The sequence below is a fragment of the Salinispira pacifica genome (assembly GCF_000507245.1).
GTDB lineage: Bacteria > Spirochaetota > Spirochaetia > DSM-27196 > Salinispiraceae > Salinispira > Salinispira pacifica.
Map to the genome: position 1 here is coordinate 2,818,366 of NC_023035.1, position 15,769 is coordinate 2,834,134.

Genomic DNA, 15,769 nt, shown 5'->3' on the forward strand with positions numbered 1-15,769 from the left:
CATAAAGATACACGCCGGGGCCATCCACTCTCCTTATATCCTGATGTTTTGCGGGAAAATATGATCAAATAATGACAATGCAAGCCAGTGCACGGTCCCCGTAAGCCAGGGAATGCCGCCCTGACCGTCCTTCACCGGGTAATAGCCGCCGTTGTAATAATTCACCAGTACATAGGGTTCGGCCCCGGTTTTCGCCGCATCCTTCCGGAAGGGAAGCAGCCGGGAAAGATAGTCCAGCCCGGCCTCGCTGCGCCCCGCCTTGAGAAGTGCGTACACGGCGAACGCCGATGCATGGTTGTACACCGCAAAGTTTTCCGCGACCCCCGGGGCCAGGCAGCTGAGATTTCCCACCACCGGATCGAAGTTCTCAAAACCCGGATGGCAGATGAGCAGACCGTTGTCGTTGGCAAGTCGGGCCAGCATGCTGTCCAGAGCTCTGGAGGCCTTCCCGGGGTCACGTTCGCCCATGCCGCTTATGGTGAACCAGGCCTGGGGAAGGAGAAATATCCGTTCATCCCCCCCCACCGGATCGCCGTTCTCGTGATATCCCCGGAGGAACCACTCACCGTTCCAGTTGTTCACAACCCCCTGGTAGAGCTTCTCCTTTTCTGCTTCCCCGTCGAAATCAAGCTGAAGATTGTAACGGCTGGCCAGATCCTGGAGAATTGAAATGGAGTAGTAGGCCATCTCATTGAGCCACAGGCTCTCTCCCCGGGGCCCCAGCCCACTGAGGGCATCGTTCCAGTCCCCCTTGCCCATCTCCAGGAGACCGTGGGGGCCGTATGTGAGAACATAGTCCAGTCCTCTCAGCATATGTTCCCAGATGCTCCCCCGCTCAGTGCTGTTGAAATATTCGTGCTCTTCCTGAAGAAAGGAAGCATCGTCGGTCTGATCCAGATAGCGCTGAACCGCCGGGGCCAGCCACAGGGGCAGATCCCGGAAATCCCGTTCATCGTTCAGACCTCCTCCGGTGTTCCACTGGCGCAGACATCTGCCGGTATCCATCATCTTGGTGCAAAGCGTGCGGATGAGCTTTGCCGAACCGCCGGGATCGAAAAAGCTCAAACCCATGGCATCCTGGGCAACGTCCCGATAGCCCCGGAAGGTTGAGCGCACATTCCCCCGGGCCTGCTGAATGATCTGGTAGGGAAGAAAGCCCGAAACATAGGAGCGCAGCCGGGGATCCTCCACCTTCAGCCACTCCTCACGGTGAAGCTTCCTGCTCCATTCACCGGGGATTTCCCACTGCCGGGCACGGACAGCCTGATTATCCGGAAAGCTCTTCAGCGATTCCCCAGCGGCGGTCTCCCCCTGTCCGATGAAGAGGTTGATGGTCCTGGATTCACCGGGGGCAAGGGAAATATCATACTGGAATGAAGCAGCATAAGGATCCCCTGCCGAAGGATTGTTCCCCAGCATGCCCCGCCTCACCCCTTCCGGGTCCAGGTAATCCCCTTCCCCGGTGAACTCAACCAGACTGGATTCGAACGCCTGAGGGGCGGTATCGGACCTGCAGAACCCGAACACCGGAGTGGAATCTGTCCGGAAGAATTCCATCTGATGAATATCATGCCTGTACCGGGAATTGGTGAACCAGCTGAAATAGACCGGATCAACCGCCAGGTTATCGTAGAGCAGAAATTCCGCAAGGGTGAACAGCTGAAGCTGTTTTTCCTGTTCCGAGAGGTTCTTCACCACGATGCTCCAGATCTCATAACTTCCTTCCCGGGGAAGAAAGTGAGAACTTTCAACGCTCACGCCGTTTCGGGTCCCAGAAAGAGAACTCATTCCCGGCTGATGTACGCACCGGTACTCATCCAGGGGATTGGCCGTTGGATAAAACCCCGGGTTCCATACCTCCCCGCCCTCACGCACATACACAAAGCGGCCTCTGTTGGGGGTGAAAAAGTCATAATTGGTGACAACCACCCGGGGCTCTGTGAGAGTTGTTGCGAAGCCGTCACCTAAATGGCTGATTTTCAGACCGTACTCGCCGTTGGAGAGATAATTGTACCAGGGGCGGTGGCGCAGAGGACGGGTGAGGATGAACTTTCCCTCCTCCATCCGCCAGTGTTCCGATGATGTTTTCTGTGCACTCATATGATCTTGCTCTCCTTCTCACTGAAATACCCGGTCTGAAAAATCGCTTCGGTGAGGGCGGTGATCATATGGGGGGTTATGCCGCCGGTTACGATCACCGCATCGGAGTATTCCGCAAGCAAGGGCGCATCGTCGGGACTTCGGGTGGCCACCGAAATAATCAGGGGCCGGCGGGGCTCCCGGTTTCCCGCAACTTCCGAGATCTGCCGGAGAACCTCCAGCTGACGGTCAAAGCGGTAGGCGTTCACTGTGGTGAAGATGAGAACATCCGATACAAAGCCGATATCGAAGCAGGAGAGAATTTCTTCATCCGTGGGATTCCAGGGCATGATCACCTCTTTTACATAGGGGTGGTGCCCGGAAGATTCAATTTCGGTTTTCAGGGAAATATCGTAGAAGTTCACCGTGTCGGACATCACCAGACGGGCAGGATTGGCAAGCACCACCGACACCCGCTGCTGCGGATCAGGGGCAAGGGGAAACAGATTATGAGGATCATGATACTTCACCAGGGCTTCCCGGCACAGTTCAAGGCTGATTCGGTCCCCTTCCAATGTACTGAAATCCTTTGTTTCAGCGACGCGGCCGATATCGAAACTGAACTTCTTTTCCAGGATCCTCCGGGCTGACTCGTCAATCCGTTCCATGGGAATTCTGCCGTCCCGTACTGCCCCGGCAATAACAGGTATGAACCACTCGCCGGCTCCGGTGAAAATGATCAGATCCACGCCGGCGTTTACCGCCTGAATGGCCGCTTCCTCTTTGCCGTACATGTTCATAATCGCTTTCATGATCAGGTCATCGCTGATCACCAGCCCGGTGAAGCCCAGGGTATTTCTGATGTAAGAGTGTACGGCGGGACTCAGGGTTGCGGGCTTGTCATCGAAACTCTCATAGATGGCGTGATGAGTCATGATGGCATCGAGCCCCTCTGAAATTGCCCGCTTGAACGGTGCCAGCTCCACAGATTCCAGACGCTCCATGCTGTAATCGATCCGGTCCAGGGCATGGTGGGTGTCCCGTTCGGTGAGCCGCTGGCCGGGGAAGTGCTTGGCGCATGCCATGATTCCCGCGTCCCGGATTCCCGAGACGAAGCCCGCACCCATATCCGATACAACCCGGGGATCAGGGGAAAACATCCGGTTATCCGCTACGGGAACTCCATTCCGGGAGTCGTAGCTCACATCCAGAACCGGTGCAAAGTTGATATTGATGCCCGCATACTTCAGTTCCCTGCCGATCTGCCCGGCTGCCTGTGCCGCCAGTTCCGGCCGGTCTGCGAAGCCCATGGCCATGTTTCCCGGGAAGATTGTCACCCCCCGGTGGAGTGCGGACAGCTGCCCCCCTTCCTGATCCAGTGTAATGAAGAGAGGAATTTTGTGGCGGCTCTGTCGGCCGTGTTCCTGGATTTTCCGGGAAAGCTCATGCAGCTGCTCCAGGTTATCCACATTTGCACCCGAGAAAAAAATCACCCCGCCCAGCAGGCCGTTTTCCGCCTTCTCTATCAACTGGGGAGTAAGATCCTCCTTGCCTACAAAATCATGAAGAAACATCTGAGCGATCTTTTCCTCAAGGCTCAATGATTCCAGAATTTCCTGCACCTCACTCATGGGCACGCTCCTGTTCAGCCGATCTGCATCGGCCGTGTATTCTATATTAGTTAGTTTTTTGATTTAACCAACATGGTAAGGGTAGGTTGAATATCCCGGTATGTCAATGCATATTTCGGATCTTCAGGGCTTTCTCCGGTTGACAGGTGGGTCATGGGGATATACATTGAGTATAGTTAGTACACGCAACTAACTAACACATGAAAACCGAAAGTGCTGTTCCGGTTTTCCGGAGGGAGATATGAATAGAATTGTATTATATAATGCCACAGTTTTCACCGGGGTCACAAAGGTGGAGAAGAGCGCAGTACTTATCGAGGACGGCATTATCGCCGATGTGTTCTCGGAAAAGCGGTTCTCCCAGAAATCGTTCCCGCCGGGAACGGAGCTGTACGATCTGGAAGGTGCCTTTCTGGGACCGGGACTCATCGATACCCATATTCACGGACTTCACGGTCACGGAACCGACGACCTCACCATAGACGCCGTGGTGGCAATGAGCGATGCCTTGGTGGAATACGGGGTAACCAGTTTCTGCCCCACCATATACCCCCAGCAGGATGAGGATTTCATCGCATCCATAAAGGCCAGCGCAGACGCCATGGGGAAGGAAACCGGCGCAGAAATTCTGGGGCTTCATCTGGAAGGCCCCTTTATCAACCCCGAGAAGCGGGGGGTACAGATTCCCGAATATATGAAAGGGGTGGATCTCTCTCTCATGGAGGAGTATTACCGCACCGCCCGGGGACAGATCACCAACATGACCGTAGCCCCGGAACTGAAAAACATGCGCGAACTGGCCCTCTATTGCGCAAAAAAAGGCATTGTCCTCCAGGCAGGGCATTCAAGCGCAAGCTACGACCAGATGCGGGAGGGAATGGAGGCGGGAATAACCCATGCCACCCACTTCTTCAACGCCATGCGGAAAATGCATCATCGGGACCCGGGGCTGGTGGGGGCCATCCTCATCCATCCCGAGCTGACCTGTGAACTGATTGCCGACGGAGAGCACGTGCACCCCGCCATCGTTCAGCTTCTGGTGAAGGAAAAAGCGGCGGACAAAATCTGTCTGGTCACCGACGCCATTAAACCCACCAACCAGAAAGGGGGCTGCCTTCTGGCCAACCAGGAGGAAGTGTACCTGGGTGAAGACAAGGTATTTCACAGGACGAAGGATGATGTTATTGCCGGCAGCGCCCTCACCCTCAACCGGGGGGTGGGCAATATGGTAGACTGGGGAATCAGCCCAACCGATGCGTTGCTGATGGCCAGCTACAGCCCGGCAAACATTCTGGGCTTCCACAAAGAGATCGGCAGCCTGCTGCCCGGCCGAAAAGCAAACCTGGCGGTATTCGACAGGGAGTTCAACGCAGTGGCGACCCTTGTGAACGGCAATTTTCTGAAAAAAGAGATTTAATACAGCTCCCCCGCCGGTGGTGAAGAGATATTTCTTCGGCGGGAAGATGCAACTTTTCGGCGGGAGGAAATTTTCCTTCAGCGGAGAAACAGATTCATCCGGCGGGAAGGGCGGCGTACTTCAGCAGGGTGGTATATTCAACCAAGGAGTTCCAATGAGACTTATTGTGCAGGACAATTATGATAACATGAGCAAATGGGCTGCAGCCTATGTGGCCCGGAAAATCCGTACATTCAATCCCGGTCCACGCAAGCCCTTTGTTCTGGGTCTGCCCACAGGATCATCGCCGGTGGGAATGTACCGTGAGCTGATACGGATGTATGAAGAGGGAATCGTCAGTTTCCGGCATGTGGTGACCTTCAACATGGACGAGTATGTGGGACTGGATGAGAATCATCCCCAGAGTTATCACTATTTCATGTGGGACCATTTCTTCTCCCATATAGATATCTCCCGGGAGAACGTCCACATCCTGAACGGTATGGCACAGGATCTTACCGAAGAATGCAGAAAGTATGAACAGTCGATTCAGGAAGCAGGCGGCATCGATTTGTTCCTGGGGGGAATCGGTCCCGACGGACATATCGCATTTAATGAGCCGGGAAGCAGTCTCAGCTCCCGCACCCGTATTAAAACCCTTACCAAAGATACAAAAGAGGCGAACTCACGGTTTTTTAACGGCGATCCCTCACAGGTCCCGGACAAAGCCCTCACTGTGGGAGTAGGTACCATTATGGATTCCTCGGAAATCCTTCTTCTGGCCAGCGGACACAATAAGGCCAGGGCCCTGGAGCAGTCCATCCAGCAGGGAGTCAATCACATGTGTACGGTGAGTTGTCTACAACTCCACCCCCATGCAATTATGGTCAGCGATGAAGAAGCCACGTATGAGCTGAAAGTGGGAACGGTGAAATATTTCAAGGATATTGAAGCACCCAACCTGGACCACCGCAGCATGCTGGAAGATCTATAGTATAGGCTCCCCGCACAGGGAGATGAAAATGAGGGCGGAAATTATGACGGCTGGAAATCAGACCTTTCAAAAACAGGCGAACCTCTCACTGGTTCTGCGGCGGATCAGGGAACACGGAATGATCAGCCGGGTAGAACTCTCCCGAATTCTGGGGCTGAAGAAATCCACGGTAACCAACATTATTGCCGAGCTCATGGACAGGGGCATTGTGGAGCAGCGCAAGGAAGGAGAAGCTTCGAGCATGGGGGGACGCAAGCCCGTGTACCTGGGAATCCGCCCGGGGATTGCCGGTATTCTGGGCCTGGAAATCGAACTTGGGTTTTACCGGGCCGTCTACCTCGATTTGTCAGGTAACCGGCTGTGGAGCGGTTACGCCGAGGTGCCGCCGCTGCCTCTGGAACATATGTTTGACTATATTATCCAGCACATTCAAAAAGATATTGAAGCCACCGGGGTACCTCCGGCGGGCATCGGCGTGGCAGTTCCCGGTTCTGTTGACCTGGAACAGGGAAAGATCATCGAAAGCGTGACGTTCAAACTGAACGATTTCGATTTCGCAGGAAAAATATCATCCAGATATTCCATCCCCGTGTTTCTGGAGAACGACACCAACTGCGGCGCATGGGGGGAGCTGTGGAGACGGAATGATGAAAAGGTGAACTTCCTCTATCTTCTGATCCGCTTCCACTTTCATAACCTGGAAAAAACCGAAAAACCGGGTGTGGGGCTGGGTCTGGTTATTAATGGTCAAGTGTATTACGGATCCAGTTTCCGGGCCGGTGAACTGGGTTCCAATCTCTGGGACGAGGAAGGAACCGAGTACCTTCACATGAGCAGCGAGGAGCTACTCCGGATCAAGGAAGATCCCCGGCTCATGGAAAAATTCCTGGAAGCGCTCTTCCGGAAACTTTCCGAAAGTTTCAGCATTCTCGATCCTTCTGAGGTATTTCTTGCCGGCGACGTGGACGAATACCGGGACAGCATTCCCCGGGTACTGGAGCGGCTGAAGGATGACAGCTGGTTCGGAAACCCCCGGCAGCGGGAAAAAATCAGTTTCAGCAAAGGCGGCGAGATGGAGATGCCCTTCGGAGCGGCATGCATGGTTCTTGAACGCCTCTACAGCATTCCCCAGCTCGGCAGCAGCCGGGGCCGGATACATATCGACTGGGAGCATGTCTTTGAAATCCCGGAAACCGGCGCATCTCACATGCTCGGAACTGTGTGAACGGGAGAATCGAAATGTACAGTCTGGGAATTGATATCGGCGGGACCAGTATTAAAGCATGCCTGTACCGCATGGGCGAACCGGGGGGCGGGCTGGAAGCCGTTGCCGAACCGTTGAGACAGGCAACCCCCTCCGACGGATCCTACCGCAGCATGCTGGACCTGCTTCACCGCATTATTGATCATCACCGGGAACTGATCCCCTCAGAACAGCGGAATTCAGGAATGCAGATCGGCCTGGGCACACCGGGACTGGTGGACAGCCGGGGGTACCTCCGGGGGGATGCGGTGAACATTCCCGGCTGGACCGGCGTACAGCTGAAGGATGAGCTCTCGGAATACGCAGGGGTGGAAGTGCAGGTCGCCAACGATGTGAACATGGCCGCCTATGCCGAGTGGCGGCTGGGTGCCGGAACCGGCAGCGACTCCATGGTCTTTATCTCGCTGGGTACCGGTATTGGATCGGGCATCATCACCCGGGGGGGGCCGGTAGCCGGTCATACGGGGATGGCCGGAGAGATCGGCCATCTGGTGGTGGAGCCCGGAGGCCGGCAGTGCAAATGCGGCCTGAAAGGATGCCTGGAACGCTACTCTTCGGCTTCGGGGATCGCCCTCACTGCACAGGAGCTGGCGGAAACCGGAGGCCCCGAGCTGGACGGCCCCCTGCGAAGCCTCATACAGGGAAACCGAATACAGAGAAGCCGCATACTGGGAAACCCCATACCTGAACAGCGCGCCGTCTCCGACGTTGCGCCGCCCAGCGTTGCTCCGGCCACAGTTGATTTCCGGGACGTCCCCCCGGGGGCCAGCTCAACAGCCCAGCCGCGCACACAACGGCCGGCCGGCCCTGACAATCCGGCGGACGCACAAGGGGTGTATGAGGCCCTTGAACAGGGCGATCCCCTGGCCCGGGCGGTACACGCCTCCAGTTCACGGCGTCTGGCACAGGCAGCAGCAGCGGTGGCTCACATGCTGAATCCCCGGCTCATTGTGTTGGGCGGCGGAGTTCTGGCCGCAGGAGATGTAATCGTTCAGGGAGTGAAGGAACATCTTCATGAATTTGTGATGCCCATGGCTCTGGATGATCTGGAAATCCGCCGCACGGTTCTGGGCCCGGATGCGGGCATGCTGGGCGCCGCCGCAATGGCGGCGGATTTCGCCGGGGAAGGCTACTCGCTGAGCTCCAGCTGAAGATTGTAATGGGCCCCGATAAAGCCGGCGGCCGACCACGCCTGGTAGCGTTTTCCCATGGGACGGCCGGTCTTCCCGTGCACCCACTCATTAAATTCCCAGTCCGCCTCAATTCCCAGATGATTCATCTGGGCCAGACGGTACAGCTCCTGCTGGGCAAGGTCACGCAGCCCCAGACGGTTAATGAACATCACCCAGTACGCTCCCACAAACGGCCAGGCTCCGCCGTTGTGATAATGATCCGGCAGATTGAGGAGGTTCACCGTGTAATAGGTTCGCCAATGGGGATCTCCTGACTGTACCGGAGGATAGAGGTTCACAACAGGTGAAGGCTCGTTCACACCCACACCCCACATGAAATTGAAAGCGGTTTTCGCCCTCTCATTGCTCAGCACATTGAAAAGGCCCGCCAGAATATTTCCGTATACGTCGCAGCGCCAGTCAAAATCGAAGGGGGTGATTTCCGCCAGAAGATAATGGGTGTCCCCCAGGGCGTACTGCTGTTCGGAAAAATTCCTGGTCTGATCATTGTGAATCGAAGGCCAGAACTTCCGGTTGATGGTTTCTTTGATCAGCTGGGCCTGCCTGAGACGGTAGCCTGCAAGATTGTAATCCCCCAGAAGCTCCGCAATACGGCCGTGGGTGAGATTGGCATAGTACCAGAGAACTTCATCGTACAGAACATTGTAGCTGCGGCCGAACAGATCCATCCAGTCTCCCGCCTCGGGAATTTCAAGGAGGGAATCGTTATTGCTGTCCTGGGCTTCCAGCCAGTTCATAATATTCTTGATCTCATCTCCCCAGTTACGCAGATACTCATAGTCGCGGGTCTGTCGGATATAATGATAAAAGGCAATTACCAGCCACAGTCCGCTGTCGATGGATGCGATATCCCCAACCCCTGAATAGTCGGGGGTGACCGAATCTATGCGCACATTGCTGGGAACCTGCCCCCGGGTGGAGGTGTGCTCAAGAAGGGTCTGGAGGGTGGCTCTCTGACAGCGGCGGATATCCGGATCGTCCACCGAAAGGGAGTTGATGACGGTAATTGATCCGTCCCTGGCCCAGATGCTGCGGTAGTTCTCATCGGTGGTTTCGAAGGTGTTGTCGTTCAGACTGCAGGCAGAAAATCCGATGGGGGTGATGTTACGCTTCAACACCTCCACGGCTTCTTTGTAGGCGGTGTTGATATAATCGCTCTGATCACTGCTGAGAGCCTTGAAGGAGTCGGAGCGCAGCACATTGTGGAGCACCGGGTCGAAATTTTTGTGACTCAGTTCCTCGTCGCTTACATCCACCACTGAGGTAATCACGCCGAAATGGATCAGCCCTTCCAACACCCCGTCGGCGAAGGGTTTGGTGGCCACATAGGTGGGACGTTTAATGGTTTCCAGAAGCAGTTCGGGCTGGGCGTTCTCCACGATGATTCCCTGCACACCGGAAATCTGAAACATGGAATTATCGTTTCCCGTATCCCCGGCAACCAGCGTTTCCTCCACCTGAATCCCGAGCCACTCTGCCAGCCAGTTCAGGGCATTCCCTTTATTGGCATAGAGGGGAAGAATATCCAGATCCCGGCTTGAGGAATAGATCACATTCACCGAGAGCCCTTCATCCTCCAGCGCTTTTTTGATCTCGTCGATTCTCCGGGGAGGAGCGTCATGAAAATACCAGCTGGATTTGAATTGATTCTGATATTTGCTGGGCTGAAACTCCAGTTCAGGAAATCCCCGCATCACCTTCTGTACGGTATCCAGATTCCACCCTGCATTGAGAGTGTCGGAGAATACCTTGATATATTCCCGCTTGCGGTAATCGTAAATGACCGTGCCTACCCCGCAAATCAGATAATCAGGATCCGGGAGATAGCTGGATTTGATGGCTTCGATGGTATGGGGCAGAAGGCGGCCGGAGTTGTACACCAGAAGAGGTGCGGAATCCCCGGATGAGGGGCCCCGGGTTTCACCCCGACCTTCTCTCAAAGCATTCCAGGTATGATGGAAGGCCAGAGTGGCATCGGGTTTTCCAAGAAGGGTGCCGTCAAGGTCTGAGGAAAACAGTTTAATAATGGTTCCGTCCTCTGTTCTGGCGGGCTCCCGCTGGTGCATTTTTCGTTCATCCTTTTTCGATTCAGCCATTATGTTAACTCCTATCAGCCTCTATCTATCTTATATTGGGAATCTGTCCCAGGTGGAGCGATCTTCCCCGGGGCTTTCCGGTGCGGTGCTCCCGGCGGCCGCTCCGGCTGCCCCTGCCCCGGCCTATTCAGGATCAGCGGTTCACCACATCGGTGAGGTTTTCCACCTCGTTCAGCAGTCTCTGGGCAATCCCCGTCCAGGTGAAGCGTGCACGGGCTCTCTGGGCAGCCCTGAGCTTCAGCCTGTCCCTGAGTGCCGGATAATGCAGGGCCTCAAACATGTTGATCCCCAGTTCCAGTTTGTCGAAGGGATCGGCAAAGAGGGCGTGAACTCCGTACTCCAGTACACGGTACAGCCCGCCGTTCACCGTAACGATACAGGGCGTACCGCTGGCCATGGCCTCAATTGCGGTCATGCCGAAGGGTTCATAGCGGCTGGAGAGCACAAAAAGATCACCGGCCCGGTAATAATCCGGAAGGTCCTCATCGCTGATGAACCCCAGATACTCGATGTTATCTTCCGTACCGGCTTCTTTGCTGATTTTCTGAAGCTTGTCGAAAATGGCCTGCTCCGACGGGCTCCGGTCATCGTGACCGATGGCCAGAACCAGCCTGGCATCGGGAATGCGTTCCACCACCAGGGAAAACGCATCCACCAGCAGGTCAAGCCCCTTGTTTTCCGCAAGCCGGGAGACGGCAAATACCGTAGGTCCTTCCCAGCCGAGTCTGCTGCGCACCGCCTGCCGGGAGGATTCTCCCACAGGAAAAAAGCGGTTATCGTCGTATCCCGGAGGAATCATCCGCATATCGGTATGGGAAACATCGTAATCCTCCTGAATTTTGTCAACCTGAATTGGAGTTGTGGCCACCAGCAGATCGCAGGTGCGGTAGATCCGGGTTTCATGGGCGATCCGTTCTGTGAAATTGTATTTTTCCTCGAAACTGTCTGCGTCTTCGGGATAATCGGTGAGCATCTGCGCTTTTTTCCAGCTTCCGATGGAATGGGGGGTGTGCACGTGGGGAATTTCCAGCTGTTCGGAAAGCAGCTGACCGGCAAGTCCGGCGTCCCAGTAATGGCTGTTCACAAAGCTGTAGCTCAGGCCGTTGCGCTGAATATAGTTTTGGGCGTTCTTCACCCATTCGGGAATGGAGCGGTACAGGTACTCTTTGGGGATGAACTCCTCCCCTCCGCAGGGCATGCGGATAATCCGTACATTATCATCCACTTCCTCCACTTCCGGCTGGCCTTCAAATTTTCTTGTCCAGATATCCACATGGTACCCGAAATGGCTGATTTTTTTCGAAAGCTCAAGTACATACACCACCTGACCGCCGGTGTCCGGTGCACCCAGAGGCGGTTCAGCCGCCACATATCCGTGGGTTGAAATCATCATAATCCTGTTGGAAGAGCTCTGCTGGCCCGGTCGCTCTGTGGAACCCGATCCGGCTTTGGAACCCGAGCCTGCCGCAGATCCCGAAGCTGCCGGAGATCCGCTTTTCCGTGATGATTTTTCCTGATCCTGTGTCTTTTTTCCTTTTCTACGAAGCATTACATTTCCTCCCCGGGCGTTCAGTGGAATGCCCCTGCATTTTCACCTCAGCCCAATTACAAGCATAGTGATAGTACATGCTTTTGGCCAGTACGTTCCCTCAGAGGGCATTTCAGGTGGTCACCGGCCCCTCTGATTTGTATAATTGAGAATATGAAACAGGAAATTGACAGACTGATAGATAACATCCAGTCGGTGATCTACGTGGACCGCACCAAACTTGAGTATATTGTGGCGGCAATGATTGCAGGCGGACATGTAATGCTGGCAGACACCCATGGTGTTGGCAAAACATCCCTGGCCCGGGCCCTGGCGGGAAGCATCCGCTGGCCCGAACAGATGCGCACCCTGGAAGGGGTGGAGATCTCATATTTCAGCCGCATCCAGTGTACGGTGGATCTGCTTCCCCAGGATATTCTGGGATTCACCAGGATTCTGGGATCGGAGTATCAGCTGATATTCAACAGAGGTCCCATATTCTCCCATTTTATTCTCTGCGATGAAATCAACCTTCTCACTCCTAAAACCCAGGGAAGTTTCTTCCAGGCGATGGAAGAAAAGCATGTGAGCATCGAAGGAAAAACATACAGTCTTCCCCGGCTCTTTTTCCTGATTTCCACCATGAACCTGAAGGGCAACCATCTCTTTCCCCTGCCCGCCCCCCAGCTTGACCGTTTCATGATCCAGATATCCCTGGGATACCCCAGCGCGGAGGATGAGCTGAACATTGTGGCAACCCACGGATCCAGCAATGCCTGGGACAACTTCGCTCCGGTTGTCAGCGAAGAGGAAATTCTGGGATGGATGAACCGGGTTGATGAGATGGAATTGCACCCGGATGTGCTGGACTATATTATTTCACTGGTTCGGTCCACCAGAAGCCACCGCCAGATTGAGCTGGGCGCCAGCCCCCGCACCGGGGTCAAACTTTCCCGGCTTGCCCGGGCACTGGCAATCGTGAGGGGTGAGGATTTTGTGAGCATCGACACCATCAAAGAGATTGCCGTCCCCGCCATGGCCCACAGAATAGAATGTCAGGACGCGTCACTGGAATCCGCGGATGTGATCAGGGATATTCTCGCCACCCAGTCTGTGGACGGGAAAAAATCTCCCCGTGTTTCGAAACAGAGCGGCGCAGCGGTGAGAAGCTGAGAAAATCATGAAGGGCAGCTCCCCCGCCACCATCCACAGCCATTCCGGCAGATTTCCCGGCTCTTTTTCCGGTTCCGAATCCGGTTTCTTCACCCGGCTCACGTCCATGTTCCGGGCGATTGCCGAGGGATTTCCCTTTCGGATCTTCGGGATAATCAGTTTCGCCGGAGGAATTGTTCTCACATCCCGGGGTATGCTTATGAGCGATCCTCCGGGGCTGGCGACAGGAATTCTGGCACTCCTGTTCAGCATGGCGTTTACCATTGTGCTCTACGCCCTGCCGGGAACTGAGACGGAGCAAGCCCTGACCTGGTTTTCAACTCCCCCCCTCAGCGCAGGGACGGAGAGCCGAAGCCACCATCTTGAAACAGCGGTCTGGCCCCTTCCGCCCCTGTTCAGGATACATGTACAGCTCAGCGGGTATCTTGAAGCAGGAGATGTGGTCCTCTACAGGTTTCGCAGGGAATACCGTTTGGACGGTCCTGAAAGATGTCCTGTTCCCGTCACCCCGCCCATGCCGGGATTGCTTCACCTGGAGGCGAAGTTTTTCATCTGCGACATTTTCGGTCTCTCAAAACGCCGGCTTCCGGCTGTCCGGGACCGAAGCATCCCGGTGCTTCCTTCCCATGCTGCAACGGGACAGATGCATGTCAGGCACAGCAGCGAAAGCAGTGATGACAACACCCGGGTAAAACCCGCCGATGAGGAAAAGATTTTCATCAGAGACTATCAGACAGGCGATCTCGCCAGGGATATCAACTGGAAGGCCTCAAGCCGTATCGACAGTCTTCTCACCCGCATCCCCCCGGAATCCGAAAGTCCCTCTCCCCGGCTCCGGCTTGGGGTTCTGGCAGGCAGGGGCGGGGAAAACCCGGATTTCATCACCCTGGCTGAACTGGCCCGCCTGAAGTCCGTAGTCAGGGGATATATGGAGCAGGCGCTTCGGGAGGATGACGGACTGAGCTTCACCCTGGTGCTGGGGATGCAGCAGATAGAGATAAACAGCAGCGACGATCTGGAGCCCTGCTTTGAGCGGCTGGCCGCATGGCTGCCTTCGGTTCACGACGATCCGGAAAAGGCTCTTTTGGGCAATGCCGTCCAGGCCGGCGGAGGCTTTGAAAGCTACTCTGCCCTGTTCACCCATGCCTCGGCATTTTCCCGGGGCGGAATCTCAGAAAAAATCATGGCACACCCTCTGCTGGAGGGCGCACGGATTTTCTCCGTTTGCCCCGCCGAACCGGATCAGGAAGATGCACCTCTGTACCGCTGGTTTCCCGGATCCGGGTTCTCTCCCCTGCCCCGGGAGCTGGGGAATCCTGCGCCATGTCCAGGTCCGGCACAATCCGGGCAGCGCTACGCTGTCCGAACGGAGGTTCTATGAAGTCATTACTGGCCGGCAGACTGATCCTGTTTTTGGCTCTGGGGATATTTCCGGCATTTCATCCCGGTGTTCTCCGGTTCTCGGACCCGGCATATATAGTACAGTCATTTCTGCTGCTTCCCGCTGCGGTAATCCTGGCGTACCTCCGCCCCCGGCTGGGGAGCAGGGCCCTGGTACGCCCCAGCCGCCTGTTCAGCGGCCGGGTATCTCTCAGCCATCTGCTGGTCGCCGCTGTGATTCCCCTCATCCTGCTGATATTCGGCGTCAATTCCACCGCCCTTCGCCTGGCAACGCTGTGGATATACGGATATATCAGCATGTATCTGGCCATGGAACAGGGCATGCTCAGAATTCTGTACGGGGATCTGCTTATCTTCGCCTATATTCTCATCCGGCTGCTTGGGTACGGCCGGGTTTCCGATGAGATGCTCCAGGCAAGCCGGGGGTTCAATATCGGGGGAATTATCATTCTCATTTCCGGCTTCATCGCCTACGGAGTACTGATATACCTCCACCAGTTCAATTCCCGCAGCCGCCGGCCGCGCTGGGGGGAACTGGCCGGAGGATTGGGGGTATTTATCGTCATGGCCGTACTGATCGCCCTCCTCATTCCCGGCAATTCGGTGAGCAATCCCCGGGTATTCAACGGGCTGAACGACATTATCGAGCCCAGACTGCGTCCCCTGGACCGGGAGAGCAACAGTCTTGAGCAGGGAGGCAACCTTCAGGGCGGTGCAGGAGAAGAGGGGCAGCAGGGAGAAGAAGGCCGGGAAGGGGAAGTATACGTCATGTCCCCGGACAGCTGGGGTAACCAGGGAGGAAGCGGCCAGGGTTCGATGCAGAACCAGTATATGGTGATGGTAGTGGCATCCCCGGTGAATCCGGTGTACCTGGCCGACCGCTATTACAATCATCTTGATCCCTCCAGGGGCTTCTTCGCCGACCCTGACTTTCAGCTCAACAGGCTGCCCGTGCCCAATACCTGGAGAGCTGGGTAAATCCCGACCCCCTGCCCCTGCGGAACCGAAGCCCGG

The 15,769-nt window shown here is 55.7% G+C and carries 11 protein-coding genes; 7 read left to right on the forward strand and 4 right to left on the reverse strand.

Annotated features, from left to right (window positions below; genetic code table 11):
* Positions 1-33: 33 nt before the first annotated feature.
* Together L21SP2_RS12400 and L21SP2_RS17440 are read right to left on the reverse strand one after the other, a co-directional pair.
* Positions 34-2,100, reverse strand: a complete 2,067-nt coding sequence (locus tag L21SP2_RS12400; RefSeq protein ID WP_024268881.1) for a GH36-type glycosyl hydrolase domain-containing protein — start codon at positions 2,098-2,100, stop codon at positions 34-36.
* A complete protein-coding gene (locus L21SP2_RS17440; protein WP_024268882.1) occupies positions 2,097-3,710 on the reverse strand; it encodes a glycoside hydrolase family 3 protein in 1,614 nt (537 codons plus the stop codon). The genes L21SP2_RS12400 and L21SP2_RS17440 overlap by 4 nt, the downstream gene beginning before the upstream one ends.
* A gap of 241 nt (positions 3,711-3,951) precedes the next feature.
* Between L21SP2_RS17440 and nagA the strand changes: the two genes are divergently transcribed.
* The 4 genes from nagA to L21SP2_RS12425 all read left to right on the forward strand — a co-directional run bounded on the left by nagA (position 3,952) and on the right by L21SP2_RS12425 (position 8,515).
* Positions 3,952-5,127: an N-acetylglucosamine-6-phosphate deacetylase gene (nagA, locus tag L21SP2_RS12410; RefSeq protein WP_024268884.1), complete on the forward strand. Its 1,176-nt coding sequence runs from the start codon at positions 3,952-3,954 to the stop codon at positions 5,125-5,127.
* Positions 5,128-5,281: 154 nt separating this feature from the next.
* Entirely contained in the window at positions 5,282-6,100 is an 819-nt protein-coding gene (nagB, locus tag L21SP2_RS12415; protein ID WP_041403014.1) for a glucosamine-6-phosphate deaminase, read from the forward strand.
* 28 nt (positions 6,101-6,128) lie between these two features.
* Entirely contained in the window at positions 6,129-7,325 is a 1,197-nt protein-coding gene (locus L21SP2_RS12420) for an ROK family transcriptional regulator (RefSeq protein WP_024268886.1), read from the forward strand.
* A 14-nt stretch (positions 7,326-7,339) separates the two neighbouring features.
* Positions 7,340-8,515, forward strand: coding sequence for an ROK family protein (locus L21SP2_RS12425; protein ID WP_024268887.1), 1,176 nt, complete (start codon positions 7,340-7,342; stop codon positions 8,513-8,515).
* Here L21SP2_RS12425 and L21SP2_RS12430 read toward each other — a convergent pair.
* Together L21SP2_RS12430 and L21SP2_RS12435 are read right to left on the reverse strand one after the other, a co-directional pair.
* Positions 8,494-10,653 carry an HAD-IIB family hydrolase gene (locus L21SP2_RS12430; protein ID WP_024268888.1) on the reverse strand — a complete coding sequence of 720 codons (2,160 nt, stop codon included), beginning with the start codon at positions 10,651-10,653 and terminating at the stop codon, positions 8,494-8,496. The two genes, L21SP2_RS12425 and L21SP2_RS12430, sit on opposite strands and share 22 nt — an antisense overlap.
* A gap of 133 nt (positions 10,654-10,786) precedes the next feature.
* Positions 10,787-12,202 carry a glycosyltransferase gene (locus L21SP2_RS12435; protein ID WP_244437928.1) on the reverse strand — a complete coding sequence of 472 codons (1,416 nt, stop codon included), beginning with the start codon at positions 12,200-12,202 and terminating at the stop codon, positions 10,787-10,789.
* Positions 12,203-12,355: 153 nt separating this feature from the next.
* Between L21SP2_RS12435 and L21SP2_RS12440 the strand changes: the two genes are divergently transcribed.
* From L21SP2_RS12440 to L21SP2_RS12450, 3 genes are read left to right on the forward strand one after another with little or no spacing between them, the layout of a single operon-like run.
* The gene (locus tag L21SP2_RS12440; protein ID WP_024268891.1) at positions 12,356-13,354 is read left to right on the forward strand and encodes an AAA family ATPase; all 999 of its coding nucleotides are present in this window, start codon (positions 12,356-12,358) and stop codon (positions 13,352-13,354) included.
* Positions 13,355-13,361: 7 nt separating this feature from the next.
* Positions 13,362-14,735 (forward strand): DUF58 domain-containing protein, encoded by a 1,374-nt coding sequence (locus L21SP2_RS12445; protein ID WP_024268892.1) that lies wholly within the window; start codon positions 13,362-13,364, stop codon positions 14,733-14,735.
* Positions 14,732-15,733 (forward strand): hypothetical protein, encoded by a 1,002-nt coding sequence (locus L21SP2_RS12450; RefSeq protein WP_024268893.1) that lies wholly within the window; start codon positions 14,732-14,734, stop codon positions 15,731-15,733. Before L21SP2_RS12445 ends, L21SP2_RS12450 begins: the two co-directional genes overlap by 4 nt.
* Positions 15,734-15,769: the final 36 nt, after the last annotated feature.

Bases quoted from the DNA above. Each gene is read 5' to 3' on its own strand.
- L21SP2_RS12430 (WP_024268888.1), bottom strand. From the start codon at position 10,653: ATGGCTGAATCGAAAAAGGATGAACGAAAAATGCACCAGCGGGAGCCC.
- L21SP2_RS17440 (WP_024268882.1), bottom strand. From the start codon at position 3,710: ATGAGTGAGGTGCAGGAAATTCTGGAATCATTGAGCCTTGAGGAAAAG.
- L21SP2_RS12420 (WP_024268886.1), top strand. From the start codon at position 6,129: ATGAGGGCGGAAATTATGACGGCTGGAAATCAGACCTTTCAAAAACAG.
- L21SP2_RS12425 (WP_024268887.1), top strand. From the start codon at position 7,340: ATGTACAGTCTGGGAATTGATATCGGCGGGACCAGTATTAAAGCATGC.
- L21SP2_RS12440 (WP_024268891.1), top strand. From the start codon at position 12,356: ATGAAACAGGAAATTGACAGACTGATAGATAACATCCAGTCGGTGATC.
- L21SP2_RS12445 (WP_024268892.1), top strand. From the start codon at position 13,362: ATGAAGGGCAGCTCCCCCGCCACCATCCACAGCCATTCCGGCAGATTT.
- L21SP2_RS12400 (WP_024268881.1), bottom strand. From the start codon at position 2,100: ATGAGTGCACAGAAAACATCATCGGAACACTGGCGGATGGAGGAGGGA.
- nagB (WP_041403014.1), top strand. From the start codon at position 5,282: ATGAGACTTATTGTGCAGGACAATTATGATAACATGAGCAAATGGGCT.
- nagA (WP_024268884.1), top strand. From the start codon at position 3,952: ATGAATAGAATTGTATTATATAATGCCACAGTTTTCACCGGGGTCACA.
- L21SP2_RS12450 (WP_024268893.1), top strand. From the start codon at position 14,732: ATGAAGTCATTACTGGCCGGCAGACTGATCCTGTTTTTGGCTCTGGGG.
- L21SP2_RS12435 (WP_244437928.1), bottom strand. From the start codon at position 12,202: ATGCTTCGTAGAAAAGGAAAAAAGACACAGGATCAGGAAAAATCATCA.